Origin of the sequence: Clostridium sp. AF15-41 (assembly GCF_003604095.1) — a bacterium.
In the GTDB taxonomy this organism is placed as follows: Bacteria; Bacillota; Clostridia; order Lachnospirales; family Lachnospiraceae; genus Coprococcus.
The window spans coordinates 15,556-34,579 of sequence record NZ_QTMQ01000002.1 but is presented as its reverse complement, the minus strand read 5'-3'; the positions used below and the strand labels follow the sequence as shown (position 1 = coordinate 34,579).

15 protein-coding genes are annotated in these 19,024 nt (G+C 43.0%); 2 read left to right on the top strand and 13 right to left on the bottom strand.

Annotated features, from left to right (window positions below):
• Positions 1-139: 139 nt before the first annotated feature.
• From DWW43_RS01600 to DWW43_RS01585, 4 genes are all read right to left on the bottom strand, one after another.
• Complete coding sequence (locus tag DWW43_RS01600; RefSeq protein WP_117808611.1) at positions 140-1,792, bottom strand: galactoside ABC transporter permease; 1,653 nt, start codon at positions 1,790-1,792, stop codon at positions 140-142.
• Between the two features lie 18 nt (positions 1,793-1,810).
• On the bottom strand, positions 1,811-3,319 hold the full coding sequence (locus DWW43_RS01595; RefSeq protein ID WP_008402285.1) for a sugar ABC transporter ATP-binding protein: 1,509 nt from the start codon (positions 3,317-3,319) through the stop codon (positions 1,811-1,813).
• Positions 3,320-3,413: 94 nt separating this feature from the next.
• Positions 3,414-4,688, bottom strand: coding sequence for a substrate-binding domain-containing protein (locus DWW43_RS01590; protein WP_117808612.1), 1,275 nt, complete (start codon positions 4,686-4,688; stop codon positions 3,414-3,416).
• A 195-nt stretch (positions 4,689-4,883) separates the two neighbouring features.
• The gene (locus tag DWW43_RS01585) at positions 4,884-5,084 is read right to left on the bottom strand and encodes a ferredoxin thioredoxin reductase catalytic beta chain (RefSeq protein ID WP_119962536.1); all 201 of its coding nucleotides are present in this window, start codon (positions 5,082-5,084) and stop codon (positions 4,884-4,886) included.
• A 247-nt stretch (positions 5,085-5,331) separates the two neighbouring features.
• Here DWW43_RS01585 and DWW43_RS01580 point away from each other — a divergent pair, with 247 nt between their 5' ends.
• Positions 5,332-6,066 (top strand): LytTR family DNA-binding domain-containing protein, encoded by a 735-nt coding sequence (locus DWW43_RS01580; protein ID WP_119962535.1) that lies wholly within the window; start codon positions 5,332-5,334, stop codon positions 6,064-6,066.
• A gap of 15 nt (positions 6,067-6,081) precedes the next feature.
• Complete coding sequence (locus tag DWW43_RS12250) at positions 6,082-7,356, top strand: ATP-binding protein (RefSeq protein WP_243104371.1); 1,275 nt, start codon at positions 6,082-6,084, stop codon at positions 7,354-7,356.
• 130 nt (positions 7,357-7,486) lie between these two features.
• On the opposite strand, the gene DWW43_RS01570 is transcribed toward DWW43_RS12250, so the two are convergent.
• The 9 genes from DWW43_RS01570 to DWW43_RS01530 form a co-directional block, all read right to left on the bottom strand.
• Complete coding sequence (locus tag DWW43_RS01570; protein WP_021944548.1) at positions 7,487-7,972, bottom strand: YaiI/YqxD family protein; 486 nt, start codon at positions 7,970-7,972, stop codon at positions 7,487-7,489.
• A gap of 109 nt (positions 7,973-8,081) precedes the next feature.
• Positions 8,082-9,416: an ATP-binding protein gene (locus tag DWW43_RS01565; RefSeq protein ID WP_119962534.1), complete on the bottom strand. Its 1,335-nt coding sequence runs from the start codon at positions 9,414-9,416 to the stop codon at positions 8,082-8,084.
• A gap of 159 nt (positions 9,417-9,575) precedes the next feature.
• Positions 9,576-9,953 carry a hypothetical protein gene (locus DWW43_RS01560; protein WP_119962533.1) on the bottom strand — a complete coding sequence of 126 codons (378 nt, stop codon included), beginning with the start codon at positions 9,951-9,953 and terminating at the stop codon, positions 9,576-9,578.
• Between the two features lie 197 nt (positions 9,954-10,150).
• Entirely contained in the window at positions 10,151-11,116 is a 966-nt protein-coding gene (locus DWW43_RS01555; protein WP_117808615.1) for a carbohydrate kinase, read from the bottom strand.
• Between the two features lie 21 nt (positions 11,117-11,137).
• Positions 11,138-12,616 (bottom strand): glycoside hydrolase family 32 protein, encoded by a 1,479-nt coding sequence (locus tag DWW43_RS01550; protein ID WP_119962532.1) that lies wholly within the window; start codon positions 12,614-12,616, stop codon positions 11,138-11,140.
• Between the two features lie 21 nt (positions 12,617-12,637).
• On the bottom strand, positions 12,638-13,657 hold the full coding sequence (gene rbsC, locus DWW43_RS01545) for a ribose ABC transporter permease (RefSeq protein ID WP_008402271.1): 1,020 nt from the start codon (positions 13,655-13,657) through the stop codon (positions 12,638-12,640).
• A gap of 1 nt (position 13,658) precedes the next feature.
• Entirely contained in the window at positions 13,659-15,158 is a 1,500-nt protein-coding gene (locus tag DWW43_RS01540; RefSeq protein WP_008402270.1) for a sugar ABC transporter ATP-binding protein, read from the bottom strand.
• Positions 15,159-15,326: 168 nt separating this feature from the next.
• Entirely contained in the window at positions 15,327-16,343 is a 1,017-nt protein-coding gene (locus DWW43_RS01535; RefSeq protein WP_119962531.1) for a sugar ABC transporter substrate-binding protein, read from the bottom strand.
• 472 nt (positions 16,344-16,815) lie between these two features.
• Positions 16,816-18,918 (bottom strand): LacI family DNA-binding transcriptional regulator, encoded by a 2,103-nt coding sequence (locus tag DWW43_RS01530; protein ID WP_243104370.1) that lies wholly within the window; start codon positions 18,916-18,918, stop codon positions 16,816-16,818.
• Between the last annotated feature and the right edge of the window lie 106 nt (positions 18,919-19,024).

Sequence of the window (19,024 nt, the reverse complement as noted above, 5' to 3'; positions counted from 1 at the left end):
ACAGCGTACTCCTGATATTTTAAAAGCCGCTCCGTTCAGTCTGGAGCTTGCATCTGTCAACCTGACAGAAAGCACATCAAAGACGAACGGAGCGGCTTTTGATTTATATCGTTTTTTTGTGAGCGATTATTACATTTCCTTACTTCTTCTGTACATACTTGAGACAGTCAAGAGTTACAGCCGCAAGGATGATGATACCTTCGAAAATGAACTGAAGGTTTGTATCAATACCAAGGATTGTCAGTGAGTATGTTAATGATGTGAAGATAAGTACACCAGTTACAACACCGGAGATCTTACCGATACCACCTGTAAATGATACGCCACCAACTACACAGGCTGCAATGGCATCCATATCCCAGCCCTGTCCATAAGCAGCACTACCGGAACCTACCATTCTGTTACATTCAAGCCATGAACCGAATCCGTAAAGGATACCTGCAAGGATGAATGCGCCAAGTGTTACTTTGAATACTGAGATACCTGAAACTGCTGCTGCTTCCGGGTTTCCACCTACAGCGTACAGATTCTTACCAAATGTTGTCTTGTTCCAGATGAACCATACAACAATGATTGCTACAATTGCCCAAAGAATAATAGATGGGAAGCTGCCAAATGTAGGGATGAACATGCTAGGGATTGAAGAATCAATCGCACCGAATGATACACCCTTTGTTGCGTATGTTACTAAACCAAAGATAATCAGCATGTTCGCCATGGTCGAGATGAAAGGATGCATCTTGTACTTCGCCATGAAGAAACCTGCGATACTTGCAAATACTGTTGTAAGAATTATACAGGCTACCAGTGCAAGAATTGCTCTAGGAGCGGCCGGAATATTTGAGAAATCAAAGATATGTCCGAATACGCCACCTGTGTTAGGGCCGTTATGCATGATAATAGTTGCTGTAACCATACCCATACCTACCATACGTCCGATAGAAAGGTCAGTACCTGTAAGTAAGATCAGACCGGCAACACCGAGTGCAAGGAACATTCGAGGAGATGCCTGCTGTAAGATATTCAGGATATTGGTAACGGTTAATAACTGTGTATTCTTAACGATTGGTGTGATAATACAAAGTGCAATGAAGATCAGGATGATTACGATATACAGACCGTTCTTATAAAGGAACTGGGATGTATTAAATGTGTATTTGTAATTCTCAATCTTCTGAGCCTGCTTCTGACCAAATGTGTATTTGGACATCCGTAAGAGGTCGATCAGATGGAACTTATGTGCAAATGCATCATGCTTTCTGTCTTTGATCTCCTGTAATCTGGATTCATGAGACATCTGTGCATCAAACAATCTGTTCTTATATACATATTTCTCATCTTTGATCTCGTCTGCAGCGGACAGCTTGGCAAGTGTCTGTTCGTGCTCTGTCTTGATCGTTGCACGAACCTTCTCATAAGCTTCGTTTTCTGCTGCTTTTTCTGCCTCGCAGCTTGCAACTACTTTATCATAATATTTACTGTTATAATTCTCGGAAAGGTACTTTTCTGCTTCTGCGATCAACTTGGATACTTTATCCTTGTTTGCTGCTTCCACACTCTTTGCTTTTTCCAGTCCGGCTTTTGCTGCTGCAACTGCTTTTGTTCTCTCATCCTTTGATAAGTTCTTGTCTTCCTTCGCAATTGCGATCTGGTTCTTATAGCTCTGAACCTTGTCAGATCCGTCTACACGGAGTGCATCGATCTGTGACTGTATTTTTCCTACATATTCATCAATCGGCTTCAAAAGCGCTGCTTCTGCATCAGCCGAAAGGATCTTACTTTTATCTGCCATAACCAAAACTCCTCTCTATTACAAATATTTCGCACTAAGTCTTAATAATTCTTCCTGGTTGGTCTCTTTTGTATTTACAATTCCTGCAAGATGACCGTTCGACATAACACCGATACGGTTTGTGATACCAAGGATCTCAGGCATCTCTGAGGATACAACGATGATCGTTTTACCCTGCTTTGCCATGTTGATGATCAGTTCATAGATCTCGTACTTGGCACCTACATCGATACCTCTTGTAGGATCATCCATCATAAATACATTAGGAGAACGCTCCAGCCATTTACCGAAGATAACCTTCTGCTGGTTACCACCGGAGAGGTTTGCGATCATATCATCCGGTCCCATACATTTTGTATGCATGACCTTGATCTCCTCTGCGGTTGCACGAACCATATCGTCATGGCTAAGTGCGATTCCGCTCTTATAGTGATTCATATTTGCAATTGTTGTATTAAATGTGATATCTGCTTTCAGGAAAAGTCCGTTTGCTTTTCTTTCCTCTGTGATCAGGGCAAAACCATGATCCATGGCATCCTTTGGTGATGAGAAGTTCATCATCTTGCCGTTATAAAGTACATTTCCTGCTGCTCTTGTACGCATACCAAATATGGTTTCAAGGAGCTCTGTACGACCTGCACCTACCAGACCATACAGTCCGAAAATCTCACCCTTCTTAACATCAAATGTGATGTTCTGGAGCTTTGGTGCATACTTTGTTGACAGGTTCTGTACGGAGAGAACTGTCTCACCGGGCTCATTGTCTACAGGTGGAAATCTATTGTCAAGAGAACGACCAACCATTGCGGAGATCAGTTCGTTCATGTTTGTGTCCTTACTGTCTTTTGTCATTACCAGACTACCATCTCGAAGAACGGATATCTGGTCACAGATCTCGAAGATCTCATCCATTTTATGTGATATATAAATCAGGGAAATTCCCTGCTCTTTTAACTGTCTCATCATCTTGAACAGCTTTGCAACCTCAGGTGCTGTCAGTGAGGATGTAGGCTCATCAAGTACAATTACTTTTGAGTTGTAAGAAATAGCCTTTGCGATCTCACACATCTGACGCTGCGATACTGACATTTTCTTCATCGGCTGTGTCAGATTTACGGTAATACCGAGCTTTCTGAACAGATCCGAAGCTTCTTTTTTCATTCTGCCCTCATCGATCACACCGAGGGAATTCTTTGGGTAACGTCCCAGGAACAGGTTGTCCACAACGCTTCTTTCAAGACACTGGTTAAGCTCCTGATGAACCATTGCAACTCCGTTTTCAAGGGCATCCTTTGGACCTGAGAAGTTTACTTCTTTACCATCTAATATTATAGTTCCTTCGTCCTTCTGATAGGTTCCGAAGAGACATTTCATCATTGTCGATTTTCCGGCACCGTTCTCACCCATAAGACCCATGATCGAGCCCGGTTTCACATTCAGGTTGATGTGATCCAGAACCTTGTTTCTACCGAATGACTTGCTCATGCCCTGAATCGATAAGATGTATTTATTCTTATCTTCTGCCATATCTCTACTTCCCTTTCTTAGTAAAAGAAGGGTATCAAATCTTGTATCTGACACCCCTCTGAGTTAAATCATTATTGCCTGCCGATCCGTTATCTTATTTGTTAAGAAGTGTTGTGTATGATGCTGCATTATCTGTCTTAACCATGTTGATCGCAAATGCGTCATATTCGCCCGGGTTACCAAGACGGTTTGTAATGTTGGACTCTGTCTGACCATCACCACCGATGTAATCTACTTTCAGGTTGAGCAGATCATCGTAATTCTCAAGAAGTGGCTGGTATGTTGAGCTTAAGAAGTTATCTGAAGCGTTGTAGATATCAAGCCATACTTTCTTTGTTGGGCTCTTGCTTGAATCAAGCTGTTTTGAAACCTTGTCATAAACCTTTGTTGAATCTGTGAAATCCTGATAGTTTTCAGCAGTTACTGCTACGTTTAATGCGTAGTATGATCTTTCTTCTTCGCTGTATCTGTAATCTTCACCTTCTGTTAAGCAGTTACCAGCTTCATCTGCTGTGCCAATACCTGTATCAACGTCTACACCATCAAGTGCGTTACGAAGAACTCTGAGTGTTAAGTAAGCCTGAACATCTGCATGCTGTGAAATTGTTCCGCCGTAACCTTCTGCAATAGCTGCTACTGCATCGCTGTTAGCATCGTATCCAAATGTAGGAACCTTGTTATCCTTTGCCCATGCATTGAACATTGACATTCCCATACCATCATTATTTGAAACAACTACATCGATCTGATCACCGAATGAAGCTGTCCATGTTCCGATAGCGTTTCCTGCTGTTGCTGCATCCCATGTAGCACCTGCTGAGTTCTTCATTTCCTGTGAAGCAAGCTCACGGATTGTATATGTCTTACCACCTACATCAAGCTTTGCATCCTGAACAACTTTTGCTGATCCGTCTACGTTTGTACCTGCAGGTGTTGAATCAACTGCACCATTTGCATCAACTCCTGTGCCAAGTGCTGAACGAACACCACGAGTACGAGCGATTGAGTCATTGTGTCCGATATCACCGATTGCTAAAACGTATCCGATAACACCATCACCATTACGGTCGATTGTTGCTGCATTTGCTTTGATATAATCAAGTACCATCTGGCCCTGAAGCTCAGCACCCTGGTTAGCATCGAAGCCTACATAATAAGTATCTTTGTTGAAGCTTAATGCCTCCTTATCAAGTTCTCCTGTTGAGCTGTTGGATGGCTGACGGTTGAACCAGCAAAGTGGCTTATCCTTATTTGCAACTCCGCTTGAGCTGCTTCCGCCTGATCCGCCTGATCCGCCTGATCCACATCCTACCATTGATAATGCAAGTGTTGCTGCTGCAACGACAGCTATAATTTTTTTCTTTCTCATATTTCATTCCTCCTGTTTGTACATTTTGTTTATTTTTCGCTCTGTCTCATTGACTAAATTCATTATAATGTGACAAGCAGGAAGAAAGAATAGAATATTTTTGGATTTATTAGCAATTTTTTTTGATTTATTAATATTTTTATGTTTATTTTGACGAACCAGTCTATATGTCCTGATAATAATTCATATATTATTTTACTTTTCTTTGTAATATAACTGACAATGGCAGTATCCCTCAAACTCCGGATCATTGATCTGATCCCGGAATTCCTTACAGATACATTTATTCTCCGGTATCTTTTCAAGCCTGCACGGACAATATCCATCCTTCCTTTTTAGTCCTTCTTTTACAGCTGCAACTATTTCTGTATTATCATTTAATCGTACTTTTCCCATTACTAAGCCTCCATTGATCCGGGTTTTCTTGATATTTTCAGTCTATCATGAAGCAGCTCTGCATTCTACAACAGATTTCATTTTTTTGCATCCGCTACATGAATTGTCACTATATGTGCATGAAATGTCCGTCGATTTGATCAGAACTATGCTATAATGAACTCAGGTCAATGAGTACGCCTGTACAAATGACGATCAACGATCGGCTTATCATATATTTGTTAAGCCATGATAAGGAGTAGATTTTTTGATACATATAGCGATTTGTGACGACAGCAAACAGGAACGGCAGATACTGGCAGCGCTTTTCAAACGATATCAGGAGCTTCATGCCACACCGCTTCAGATTCATATATTTCAAAATGGCTTCTCATTACTGGATGCCATCGATCAGGGAAAACGATTTGATATTACGATCCTGGACATTTTAATGCCAGGAGAAAACGGAATTGAGATTGCGAGAAATATCAGAGCTTCCGGAACAGATACCGAGATCATATTCCTGACAAGTTCTCCGGAATATGCGGTAGACAGCTACGAAGTAAAAGCCCAGAACTATCTGTTAAAACCGGTAACCGAAGAAAAATTTTTTGCCTCCATAGATTCCATTCTTGCCGAACTGGATGAGAAAGATACCGCAAGCTTCATCATTTATACGACAGAGAAGCAGTACAGCCGGATCCGGGTATCCTCTCTGGTCTATGGTGAGGTCACACACAGAACCATCACCTTACATCTGGCAGATCAGACCATAATCTCTGCCGTAATGACCTTTACGGAATTTCAGGATATTCTGAAAGCCTATCCGGACTTTATATATCCACATCGTTCTTATGCGGTAAATATGAATTACATTCAATATGTTACGAAAAGCGATATCATCCTGACAGACGGTCAGAAGATTCCGCTTTCCAGAAATAACTACACGAAGATTTCGGAACAGTTTTTAAATTTTGCCTATACAAACTCTTTTGGGAAATAATAAGGAGACAATGATATGAGTTTTCTCTGCGACAGTATTTATTTTATTACCGTATTCCTCTTTGGTACAGTAGCAAGCGTATGTTTTACCGGTGTTCCTTTTAACCGGAAAAACATACTCACTCTGTCTGTTTTCTGTGCCCTCGACGGAATACTTCAGATCATTTCTTTCGCAGTCTTCGGACAGGAGATTTCCCGAGGGCTGTATCCGGTCGTTGTACATCTTCCGTTGGTGCTTTTTCTCTGGCTGATATACAAATGCTCATGGATCACTTCGATTGTCAGTGTCTTGACTGCCTATATGTGCTGTCAGATCCCTCTCTGGTGCGGACTGGCGGTTCGCTTATTTTCTGACAATAAGATCATCTATACGATCGTTTATGTAGGATGTGCCTTTGTAACCTTTTATTTCCTATACCACTATGAATCAAATCTGGCGCAGCATTTTATGCCAAAAGCAAATAAATCCGTCTATATTCTTGGCATCCTTCCTCTCTGCTACTATCTTTTCGATTATGCCTCTACGATTTATACCGATATGCTTTATACCAGCAACGAATTTGTAGTTCAGTTCATGCCGTCCATTTGCTGCATTTTCTATTTTGTTTTTATCTTTTATTATTATCATAAACTGGAAGAACAGGAACAGGCAGAACGCCTGGCAGAATCTCTTCATATGCAGCTTACACATGCTGCCATTGATCTGAATCATATGCGCACCATGCAGACACAGGCAGCCTCCTACCGCCATGATATGCGCCACCATTTTACTTATTTGCAGGCACTTGCAGGAACCGGGAATCTGGATAAGATTCAGGAATATATACAAACCGCCCAATCCGACTTAGATGCGATCACTCCAAAACGCTTCTGTTCAAACGAGCTGATCAATCTGCTTCTGTCCGCCTATGATACCAAAGCGGAATCAGAGGGCATCTCCCTGCTGGTTCAGGCTTCTATCCCTGCGGAACTTCCTCTGTCCGACACAAAGCTATGTGCCATTTTGTCAAATGCTCTGGAAAATGCGCTCCATGCATCGATCGAAACAGAGGAAAAATTCATACAGGTTCAGCTCGCCGAACGGAATCAGACGCTTCTGATCCAGATCAGCAATCCGTTTATCGGAACGGTTTCTTTTCAAAATGGGATGCCTGTCTCCACACAGACAGGACATGGATTCGGAACTAAGAATATTGCCGCAATCGCCGACTCCTATCATGGTCAGTTCCAGTTCTTTGCAAAAGACGAGATCTTCACCGTCAGAGTATTACTGCCACTGGTAGAAACCTGATACTTCTTACTCTGTCCGTCCGAAAAGCTCATATATGATCATATCACGCTATGATCAGCAGCCAGCCATCATTCTCAGCTTCATTTTTCCATTTTACAAACAAATATACAATATAGAAATAGCCATGCAACTATTTTCTTTGTTCATCATTTTCCTTCGAACTGCCTTCATTTGCCTTTGCCATCCGTATGAGTTTTTCAAAGGATTGAGCAAAACGTAAATCATCATCTTCTGTACGTTTTCTCGGTCCTTTCATATGATGCTTGTGACAACTTCGCCTTGCTTTCTTGTTAAGATGCCGTTCCATCAGCATCTGGTCAATATTTTCATTTGTATACCACTTACCGGATTGATGAATGGCATATGCCCCTTTACCAAGTGCCATAGCAGCAACGCCATAATCCTGTGACACTACGATATCCCCTTTATGGCATATGCTGATCAGCTTATAATCTACTGCATCCGCACCGGCACCAACCACTATAACTTCACTGTAATCAGAATACAGCACATGGTTCGTGTCACACAAAAGTGTAGTTGGTATATTATATTTTTCTGCGATCGTCTCAACAATGTCCACTACCGGACACGCATCTGCATCAACAAATATCTGCATTATTATTTCTCCATCTAAATCATCCTTATCAGCCTTCACCCACTTAAGAAAAGCCTTATTCGCAAAATCAAATACGCCTAATAAAATGCACAGAAAGATTACACTATATTTAATCCAATTTTTTTACAAATGCCTTAATCATAAATGCACAGAAATACGGAAACGTATATATATTGTTTACATATCCAACATTAAAATCACCAAGCTTAATTCCGTTTTTTATATCACTATAATTTTCATTTTTTATCAGCGAAGACAAAGATTTTGATCTGGCGTTGTTTGATTTAACTTCTACCGGCAGCAACTCACTTTTTGATCTGACAAAAAAATCTTCCTCTAAAGTTGAGTTTTCTTTTTTATAGTAAAATAACCCCAATTTCTGTTTAATAAAGGCTTCAGCTACAAAATTTTCATATAACGCGCCCTTATAAACACCAAGGTTCTTATTTACACGTAAATCCTCCTGTGCTTCTTCATCAAGTGCAGAAATCAGTAATCCCGTATCCGGATAATACAACTTAAATTTTCCTTCATCTACATTTCCTTTAAGTGGCAGCTCAGGATACCCAAGGCACTGACACTCTATAATAACTCCTGCATCAATTAACCATTCAATGCAACCGGTATATTCCCTTGATCTGGCATTTTTATCTATTTTATTAAACTGAAACTTCTTATTTTCTTTCGCTAACTGAGAGGGCACACTTCTATATACACTTATGATTTTTGCCTGATCCATCCCTTCTGCATATTTACGAACATCCTCCTCATAATCAAGCCTGATCTGTTCTTGCACAGCAGTCGATCCGGAAAATGTACCTGTTTCTATATATCCTCTGATTACATCCGGCATTCCACCTAATACACAGTAATCCAGAAACAACGCCTTATACACATTTAACTCCGTTTCGTTAAATGGTTTGAGCTCAATCATATGCCTTAAAATGTCATCTATGTGTTCCTGCGTATATCCTTTTGCCCACAAAAATTCTTCAAAGTCCATAGAATACATTTCATAATCTGTTTTGTTTCCAACGCTATTACTATGAATCTTTTTATAATTAATCCCAAGCATAGAACCACTGCAAATAATATCGAACCTTCTGTCTATATTAAATGATTTCAAACATGTGGCTACATCCGGATATTCCTGTATTTCATCAAAAATTATAACTGTCTCCCCTGGAACAAATTTCAAATTTGGATCAACCAAAGAAATATTCTTTATTACCGTGTCTACATCATAGCCATCACTTACAATTGCACGAAATCTTTTATCCAACACAAAATTTATATATACAACATTTGCATAGACATTACCTGCAAAATGTAATATAGACTCTGTTTTTCCAATCTGTCTTGCACCTTTTATGATTAATGGTTTATGCGATATATCTTCTTTCCAATTCAATAAAAAGTCATCTATTTTTCTCTTAAAATACATACTTCCACCTCCTCACAGAATACTATATCACATAATTATAGTTTTTACTAACTTCCTTTTCACATTTTATGAGCGTATATAATTATTAAAATCACATTTTATTATTGCATTCCGCCTGTATCACAAATGGGACCCATTTACTGCTGCGTCCCTGCTCGCTTATTTATTTTTCTCCCTATCCTTTTTTTCTTTGATTTTCTGCAATATTTCTAAATATCTTTCTTGAGATAAGATAGGTTTATCATCCATTAATTTTATTATTTCCTTAAGAACACACGCAAAATCATTAAGCTCTGTTGTTTTCCCTTCAAATACCCGTACAAAAACGCCTTCATTCTTTAAAAAGCACACCACTTCTCCATCACCATTAATTTCCCCAATTATAACCAATCCTTCTGGTACATATTCAGAATGGAATTCATTCGGTCCCCAAAATGTTGCTGTATTACCTGCTATACGACATTTTCCTGAAAATCTAAGCCACTCCTTATATGATCCTGGTATTTTCGCTCTGTTTCTCTCCTCCCAATTTATCATCTCTTCTTCCTAATAATATGTGGTATATATGATTATTTTTTTGTTCACCAACCACATATTATAGGAAATGGAATTATGAGTCAATGCACTTTTGAATGATTATACTGTCCAAATGTTAGATTGTACAAAAAAGAAGACCGGAAACTCTCCGGCCTTCAGGGTTAAGGGAAAATTTTATGTGAAAAATTGTAGTACACTTACTTTACTGCGAGTCTCTCAAATGTCTCGCTCTCTTCAGGAATCGATCTGAGTCCTCCGCGCTTCTCGACACACAGGCTCGCCACCGCATTTCCATATCTTGCAAATTCTTCAAGCTCGTCTATACTGAATTCCTCCAGGCTCTTGTCCGCCCTTATAAGTTGCGATACAAATGCCCCCCAGAACGAATCTCCAGCTCCGGTTGTGTCGACCACATGGCTGACAAATCCAGGAACTTTTCTGCTGCCATCCCTGCTGCATATCAGCACACCCTCACTTCCCAGGGTGACCGCAACAAGTCTGACGCCTGTTCCAAGGAGATACTCCGCAGCCTCCTTCGGATCTTCAAATGGTGTGAGGAGTGCCGTCTCCTCATCCGAAAGCTTCATTATATCTACAAATGGGAGAATACTCTTCATTCTCTCCATCGCATTTTCTCTGTTGTCCCACAGCGGCTCTCTGTAATTTGGATCATAGGATATCACCGCTCCGTATTTTCTCGCCTCTCTCACCGCCTGGAATGTGGTGGTTCTGGCCGGTTCATCCGTGAGAGACAGCGAACCTATATGGAACACCTTTGTGTCTCTTAGCAGGTCGGCATCCACTTCCTTGTAACAGAGCATTGTGTCCGCTCCCGGCTTTCTGGCAAATGAGAATTCACGCTCTCCGTTCTCATCCAGAGTGACAAATGCCAAAGTGGTAAATACCGTGTCATCGACAACTATACCTCTGGTATCTATCCCTGCCTGCTTTGCCGTCTCAATAAGGAAATTGCCATGCATGTCATCCCCGACCTTTCCTATAAACGCGGTCTTAAGTCCGGCCTTGCTGACCGCCGTGAGCATATTTACCGGAGCGCCTCCGGGATTCTGCTCGAAGAGCTTCATCCCGGAATCAGTGCTTCCGGCAGGGGTAAAGTCTATCAGGAATTCACCAAGAGCCACAACATCATATTTCTTTTCCATGTTGGATCCTCCTTGTGAATTTTACTTTCCTGTGATCTCTATGTCATAGAATTCTACTCTTGCATCCTGTGCCAGAAGTCCTGTCTCAAACTCAGGCTTTGCATATATCCTGTATGTAAATGCCACCTGTTCTCCGACAAATACCTCCACCATATCATGGTCAACGATGATCTTCACATCTATCTCGCTGCCCTCTGTTATGTCAAATGTCTTCTCGCACACTCTGACTCCATCAGGGCCCGGCTCCGTTGCAGGAGGCACAGCCTGACAGGACTGAACCCAGAACGGGTCAACTCCCATAGGAAGATTTACCAGTGACACTCTCTGCATGGCCACATCGAACTCAAGGAGAAGGCATCCGCTTGCTTCCTTGTCTGACTTGAGCAGTATACCGAAATGGTCATACACCTCTCTAGGCATGATCTTGCACTTCAGCATGTAGCTCTCCTCGTTGTGTCCAAGGAATCCGTATGTACATGTGCTTACTGAATCCATCTCAACCAGTCTGTCTCCGTGAAGCTTTGCATTTCCAAGTACAGGGATGTAATCCCATGCCACAGGCTTCTCAAATACATGCTCATATTCCTTTGGAAGCTTTACGTCAAGTCCTCCATCCGCTGTGGCAACTACCTCGTGCGGCACGCAGAAGGTTCCGCCCCAGTACCATTCACCTCTGTCGCTTCTGTCTGCTCTGTCGTGAGCCCAACCGAAGTAGAAGCGTCTGCCGTCATCATCCTGCATGGACTTGGCTGCGTAGAATCTTCTTCCGCCTATTCCATCCTTCTTTGGCTTTCTCCATGGGCCAAATGGTGACTTTGCAACTCTGTATATTGTATTTACATATTCTGAGAATCTTGAGTATGAGAGATACCAATTGTCTCCCATCTTGTACATCTCAGGGCACTCAGGACAGTTGGTGTGTCCCGGTGAATATATCGGTCCGTAATATTCCCAGTTGACCAGATCCTTTGATCTGTAGAGAACTATACATCCTCTTCTGGTTATCGGCATATCCAACCTTCTCGCTGATATGAGGATCCAGTAACATTTGTCCTCCTCATTGTAGAATACATATGGATCTCTCCAGTCAAGTTTCTCGTAAAGCTCTATCATAGGTGTGATGACCGGATTGGCTGCATCCTTCACCCACGTGATTCCATCGTCGCTTGTAGCGTGGCATATGGTCTGCTGATACTCTGCGGTGAGACAGTAGCCTGTATAGAATGCATGGTATTTGCCCTCACCGTATATGACTGATCCAGTCCATACTCCTGATGCATCCGGCTCGTCGCCTTCGCCCGGATAGAGCGCTGTAGGAAGCTCCTCCCAGTGCACCAGATCATCTGATACACTGTGGCTCCATGTTGTTCTGAGTCTTGCCGGGTACACTGTTGTTCCCGGAGGGGAAGTCAGTGAGAATATATGATATTTGCCCTCGTGGTAGAAAGGTATTGCATCTCCCGTGGAATCCGCGAAGGACATCTTTCTAAAAATCTCCATATTATCAGTCCTCTCTTTCTACTAGTTTGCTGCAAGTTTCTTCTTTTTGAGGAGCTCAAGCTTGCCCTTCTGTCCATCAAGGAGTACCGCACATGCGATGATGAGACCCTTGATGATGAGCTGCCAGTATGATGACACTCCGATAAGGTTAAGACCATTTGAGATGATTCCGATGACCATGGCACCAAATACTGTTCCACTGATCCTTCCTTTACCACCTGTCATAGAGGTTCCGCCAAGTACACAGGCTGCGATGGCATCAAGCTCGTATCCGCTTCCAACTGAAGGCTGGCCTGAGTACATTCTTGAACAGAGTACAAGTCCTGCGAATGCTGAGAGAAGTCCTGATATTGTAAACACTATGATCTCTATCTTCTTGATAGGTACACCTGAAAGTCTTGCGGCCTCGCGGTTACCACCTATCGCGTATACATATGTTCCGAACTTTGTCTTACTGAGGATGAAGCTGAACAGTATGATGAGCACTACCATGTACACTACCGGAAGTGGAATCACATTGAACAGATATCCTGTACCGATCTCGATGAAGAGCTTGTTTGTGATACGTGTTGACTGTCCACCTGTGTAGACATAAGCTATACCACTTGCTATGTTCATCATGGCCATTGTGATGATGAATGCAGGCACCTTGAAATTGGCTACTATGAAACCACTTACAAAGCCAGCCGCTGTGCCGACCAGAAGGCCTGCTGCTATTGCTACGCCGAGAGGAAGACCCTGATTAACTATAAAACCTACGGTCAGAGTTCCCGACATAGCTACTATCGATCCAACTGACAGGTCAATGTGACCAAGTATGATTATGAGTGTCATTCCAAGTGCTATGTATGTGTTGATCGATATCTGTCTAAGCACTGATATGATGTTGTTGGTCGTTAAAAACTTGTCTGTGGCAAGTGCTACGGCCACACACATGATTATCAGAACCACTATGATTCCTATGTTGCCCTTGACTATGGATGTCAGGGGATTGTTTTTTAATATAGAAGTTGCTTTTGAATTCTTCTTTGTCTCGCCCATATTATTCGATACCTCCTGCAGCGTATTTCATTATCTCTTCCTGTGAGAGCTCGTCCTTTGACAGCTTCTTCACGAGTTTTCCGGCTCTGACCACACATACGTTGTCGCACATGTTGATGATCTCAGGAAGCTCACTGGATACCATGATTATCGCTATGCCTTCCTTTGCCAGTTCATTGATTACTGTGTATATCTCAAATTTTGCATTTACATCAACGCCTCTGGTCGGCTCATCCAGAATGAGCACATCCGGCTTGGTTGCAAGCCATTTGCCCAGAACTACCTTCTGCTGATTTCCACCTGACAGGCTGCCCGCCTCGATCTCAGGTGACGCCGCCTTGATCCGCAACCGCTTTGAATAATGGTCTATGACCTCACCGCGCTTTTTCTCGCTTATGGCGATTCCATTCATATAGAATCTGAGGGATGAGAGTGTGAGGTTGAACGCCACGCTGTTGCCGAGCACCAGTCCCTGCTTCTTTCTGTCCTCAGGAACCAGGGCTACGCCTGACTTGATCGCCTGCATCGGATTCTTGAAGTGTACCAGCTTTCCGCCGAGTATCACCTCGCCTGATGTAGGCTGTGTGGCACCAAATACCGCCTCCATGATCTCGCTTCGTCCGGCACCGACCAGACCTGAGAATCCCAGGATCTCACCCTTGTGTACCGAAAAACTTATATCTTCAAAGACACCTGTCTGCGAAAGGTTCTTTACCTCCAGAGCAACCTCTGCCTTGTCCATGTCACAGTAATCCCTGGCATAGAAGCTCTCCAGATCTCTTCCTACCATCATCGCAACCAGCTCATTCGGGTTGGTCTCAGATGTCTTTTTTGTTCCTACGTATGCACCATCCCTGATGACGGTAACTCTGTCAGATATCCTGAAGAGCTCCTCCATTCTGTGGGAGATGTAGATTATACTTACCTGTTTCTTTCTGAGATTCTCAATGATCTCAAATAACTGCTCCACCTCTTCATTTGAGAGTGATGAGGTAGGCTCATCCATAACTATGATCTTACCGTTGAATGAGACCGCCTTGACGATCTCCACCATCTGCTGCTGTGCGATGGTCAGATTCTCTACTATCGTGTCTGCTTTTATATTCACACCGAGGGACGATATCATCTCCTCTGCTCTTCTGTTCATCTCTGCAAAGTCCAGCGTTCCAAGCTTTGTCCTTATCTCTCTGCCGAGAAACAAATTCTGTGCCACCGAAAGATATGGAACAAGTACGATTTCCTGATGTATTATTCCTATACCATTTTCTCTGGCAGCCGGAACTCCGTTGATCTTGACCTCCTTACCATTTACCTTGATGATTCCGCTGTCGGGCTGGTAAATTCCGCCGAGGACCTTGATCAGTGTGGACTTTCCTGCACCATTCTCACCGAGCAGTGCATGTACCTCTCCCAGCTCAAGGGAAAAGTCGATGCCACTTAAAGCATATATTCCGGAGAAGCTTTTCTTTATCCCTATCATTTCCAGAACTGTCTGTCCCATATTAAACCTCCAAGTTTCTAAAATAGATCTTTTGTTATCCTGCTTTTTCGGGATCTTGGCCGGAGATCTAAGATCCCCGGTCTCTCCCGTGTTATATACACCTACGTTGTGTCATGTATGTCCAGCCGGGGGCAGCCCCGTGCTGTTACTGCCGGCTTCGATCCGGCCTTACTGCCAATCGTTAACTGTCTGCTCAGCCTCATCCTTGAGTACAAGGTGTGAGTCAAGATATACCTTCTTCTCATCGATCGTTGTATCTCCGCCCACATACTTCTGTGCTGCATTGAATGCGTACTCAGCAATCTGTACAGGAACCTGACATGCAACTGCTGTGAACTCGCCGTCGAGGAGTGCCTGCTTGCCATCTGGTGAAGCATCGATACTGTATACACCAATCTGACCTGTCTTGTTGGCTGCCTTAACTGCTGCTGCAGCGCCAAGTGCTGAAGGATCATTGATACAGAAGAATGCCTGAAGATCTGTGTTTGCTGTGATGATATCCTCTGCAAGGCTCATTGATGCATCAAGTGCTGCCTCGCCATCCTGCTGTGCTACGATGTTGAACTTATCCTTGTTATCACCGAGTCCGTCAAGGAAACCATTTACACGGTCTACACAACTCTCATTTGATGGGAAGTCAAGGATCGCAATGTCTGCTCCGTCCGGATAATCCTTAGCCATCTGCTCACCGACAAGCTGTCCTGCCATGTAAGCATTTGTTCCAACGAACTGTGTTACGAAGTTCTCTATGTCATCCTCGATAACTGCTGTATCTACATTGAAGATTGGGATTCCTGCATCCTTGATCTCTGCAAGACCTGATGTGATACCTGCTGAATCAACCGGGATGATGAACACTGCGTCGTATCCACTATTTGCCACGTCTGATAACTGGCTGAGCTGTGTGTTCAGATCGTAGTCAGGATCAAGACATGTATATGATATTCCGTTCGCATCGCAGAGCTCCTTGAGCTTGGCATCGATTGAACTCTGGAATGTATTGTTGAGTGTGTTTGTACAAAATGCAAATGACAGGTCAGATGACTTTGTGCTCTCCTGCTTTGTACCTGAATCAGATGAACCGCTGCCCGAAGCGTTTCCTGATCCTGATCCACAACCTGTCAGTAAACTGAGTGACATGCACAGGCATGCTCCAACTGCTAATAACTTTTTAAATTTTCTCATAATTTTTACCTCCACTATCATGTGTTTTCTTTGCTAACTCGTTGTCGAAAAACTGTTCTTAACCGGTTTATTTACGTAAATTTTAAACTGTTTTTCGTCCCTTGCATGTTTTGATGATATAACTTTTGTCTGTTATTGTCAATATCAAGTGTTTTATTTATTATTTATTCATCATTTTGCACAAATAAGGCTCTATTGTATTATAGGGTTCGCGGGTCTTTTATCATTTTTTACGTAAATAGTTTACCAGATGTCATACTTATGGAATTTGTAGTGTATGATTGACACCCGTTACTTGTCACCTTGTCTCTCGTGTATAAACGCAAAAAATCCGCCAGAAAGATACAATTTTCTCTCTAACGGATTCTTTTTTAGATAAAAAGATACAGTTTCTAACTCTGTACGACACAGACTAACTAAAGATGTCATATCACCTCAATCTGTCCGGCACGGACTAACTAAAGATGTCATATCACCTCAATCTGTCCGGCATGGACTCATGGAAGATTTCCTTCCATGCAAGCCTGAGCTGTTTTGGCTCAACCTGATACGGCTGAACTCCCACATACTTTGGAAGCTGTTCTTCACTTACCAGGGACTTGGCAACAACTGCCGCGGCCGCTCTTCCCTGCTCGTATGGTCTCTGCGTGCTGAGTCCCTTGACGATTCCTTCCTCCATGCACCTGGCAATTCCATGATCAAGGTCCGTGGTGAACACCGCCACATCCTCCCTGCCAAGCTCCTTAAGTGCCTTTATAACCAGAAGTGCCGGGCGATCCCAGCTCACATACATTACCTCAATTTCAGGATTGGCAGTTATCACGTCCCGGGCTACCTGATATGCATTGGATATCTCTCCAAAACTCCTGATCGTAACTATGTCAATATCAGGATAACTGTCCTTGATTATCCTCTCAGCGGCGTTATCCCTGACTCTTGTTCCATAGAATGCCGCACCATGAATAATGAAACCTGCCTTTTTTTTCTTGTTCTCCTTGCAGTATTCCCCTAGCATTCTTCCCGTGTTCGTTCCATTCTCCGACTCATTTACTGATACACAGGACACATAGCTGTTCTTGGACATGCCATCCGGAACATTGCTTATGAACACCAGCTTTGACACTTTGGAAAGTTCCTGAAACTTCTCTCTGGTACGGCTGTCATCCGCCGGAATAGCTATAACTGCATCCGGCTTCTGAAGTCTTATTCCATCAAGCTGCGCATTCTGCAGTTCCGAGTCAAAGTGCGCATCCATAACCGACACCACATCTATCCCGAACTGCTCAAGCTCCTCACGGATACCCTTCTCATGAAGCTCAGCCCATGACGTACCTGTGTAATGGAATGATATGGCAACTCTGAAATGTCCTGCCTTCAGCCTCTGTTTTTCCTCCTTCGTCAGCACCACGGAATCAGGGGCAGCTGCCTTATCTCCAAATGGTCCATTATCCAGCATCTTGGTGGATTTCCTGACAACCAGTTCCACATCGGCATAGCAGTCATGGGATATGACCGCACCTGTGTTGATCTTCTCAAAAAGCATTCCAACTGCCTTGGTGCTTAACCCCTTCACATCTCTTCTGATTATGGTAAGCGGAGGATATGTAAGTTCTGACCAGCTCTCATCACCAAACCCAACCACAGATATCTCTCCCGGACAGTCGATTCCCATATCTCTCAGTGTCTTCATGAGGTAGAGCGTTATTCTGTTGCCCCCCGCAAGAACTGCGGTCGGTCTGTATCTGCGGAGCGCCTTCTGGATGACGAGCATACAGTCATCCTCGCCATTTTCCAGTGTCACATCCACTATATTCGCATCGTTTGTATTTATATTGTATTTCTGCAGAGCACTCAGGAAACCTTTTGTTCTCTCATCCCTGGTGGTACTGTCCGTACTCTCTCTGAAAAACAAAACATTCTTGTGTCCACTCGCGAGCAGATAATCTGCGCCCTTAAATATAGCCTCCCTGTCTCGGAACTCAACTGAGTCTATCCCTGATCCAAGTATATTTCTCTCCACGCAGACAAATGGAACGCCTGACTGTATAAGCTTTGTGTAGTTGGTTGCCACATCGCTCACCGGCGCATGTATGATACCGGCAACCTTCTTGTTGACCAGAAGTCCGGCAAGCACCTGTGTCTCCTCCTTAAGATCATTGTCTGTTATCGCCACAAGGAACTGATATCCCTGTACACTGACAAGCTGCTTCACATAAGCTACCATATCTCTGTATATCGTACTTTCAATGTTCGGAATGACTGCAACAATCGTAGACTCTCGGCCAACCAGCAGTTTTCTCTCCTTATCTGCTATCTTATTCTGATATCCCGTCTCTACAATAATCTTCTCTATCTTATCCACAAGCTCAGGTCTTACATACCTTGTCCTATTGATAACATGGGAAACTGTAGCTATGGACACCCCTGCCATATCCGCAATCTCTTTTATTGTAACCTTTGACTTGCCCATATCTCGTCCTTTCTCCTTTATCACAGATATAACTCTGGCTTCCGTACATTGCCACTGGCAACGCCCTTTTCCGATATTATAATCTACTTTTCTATGTTTGTGCAACCACTGTCATCATCCAGACTACTGGCTCTGCGATGGCTACTGACACCATGCAGTTGCCGGCTCCACCATTACATAAAACAGCACAAATTTTTCGCAAAATGCAGAA

Coding starts and splice junctions, on each gene's coding strand:
- DWW43_RS01535 (WP_119962531.1), bottom strand. CDS start 16,343: ATGAGAAAATTTAAAAAGTTATTAGCAGTTGGAGCATGCCTGTGCATG.
- DWW43_RS01540 (WP_008402270.1), bottom strand. CDS start 15,158: ATGGGACAGACAGTTCTGGAAATGATAGGGATAAAGAAAAGCTTCTCC.
- DWW43_RS12250 (WP_243104371.1), top strand. CDS start 6,082: ATGAGTTTTCTCTGCGACAGTATTTATTTTATTACCGTATTCCTCTTT.
- DWW43_RS01550 (WP_119962532.1), bottom strand. CDS start 12,616: ATGGAGATTTTTAGAAAGATGTCCTTCGCGGATTCCACGGGAGATGCA.
- DWW43_RS01585 (WP_119962536.1), bottom strand. CDS start 5,084: ATGGGAAAAGTACGATTAAATGATAATACAGAAATAGTTGCAGCTGTA.
- DWW43_RS01595 (WP_008402285.1), bottom strand. CDS start 3,319: ATGGCAGAAGATAAGAATAAATACATCTTATCGATTCAGGGCATGAGC.
- DWW43_RS01590 (WP_117808612.1), bottom strand. CDS start 4,688: ATGAGAAAGAAAAAAATTATAGCTGTCGTTGCAGCAGCAACACTTGCA.
- DWW43_RS01570 (WP_021944548.1), bottom strand. CDS start 7,972: ATGCAGATATTTGTTGATGCAGATGCGTGTCCGGTAGTGGACATTGTT.
- DWW43_RS01600 (WP_117808611.1), bottom strand. CDS start 1,792: ATGGCAGATAAAAGTAAGATCCTTTCGGCTGATGCAGAAGCAGCGCTT.
- rbsC (WP_008402271.1), bottom strand. CDS start 13,657: ATGGGCGAGACAAAGAAGAATTCAAAAGCAACTTCTATATTAAAAAAC.
- DWW43_RS01565 (WP_119962534.1), bottom strand. CDS start 9,416: ATGTATTTTAAGAGAAAAATAGATGACTTTTTATTGAATTGGAAAGAA.
- DWW43_RS01555 (WP_117808615.1), bottom strand. CDS start 11,116: ATGGAAAAGAAATATGATGTTGTGGCTCTTGGTGAATTCCTGATAGAC.
- DWW43_RS01560 (WP_119962533.1), bottom strand. CDS start 9,953: ATGATAAATTGGGAGGAGAGAAACAGAGCGAAAATACCAGGATCATAT.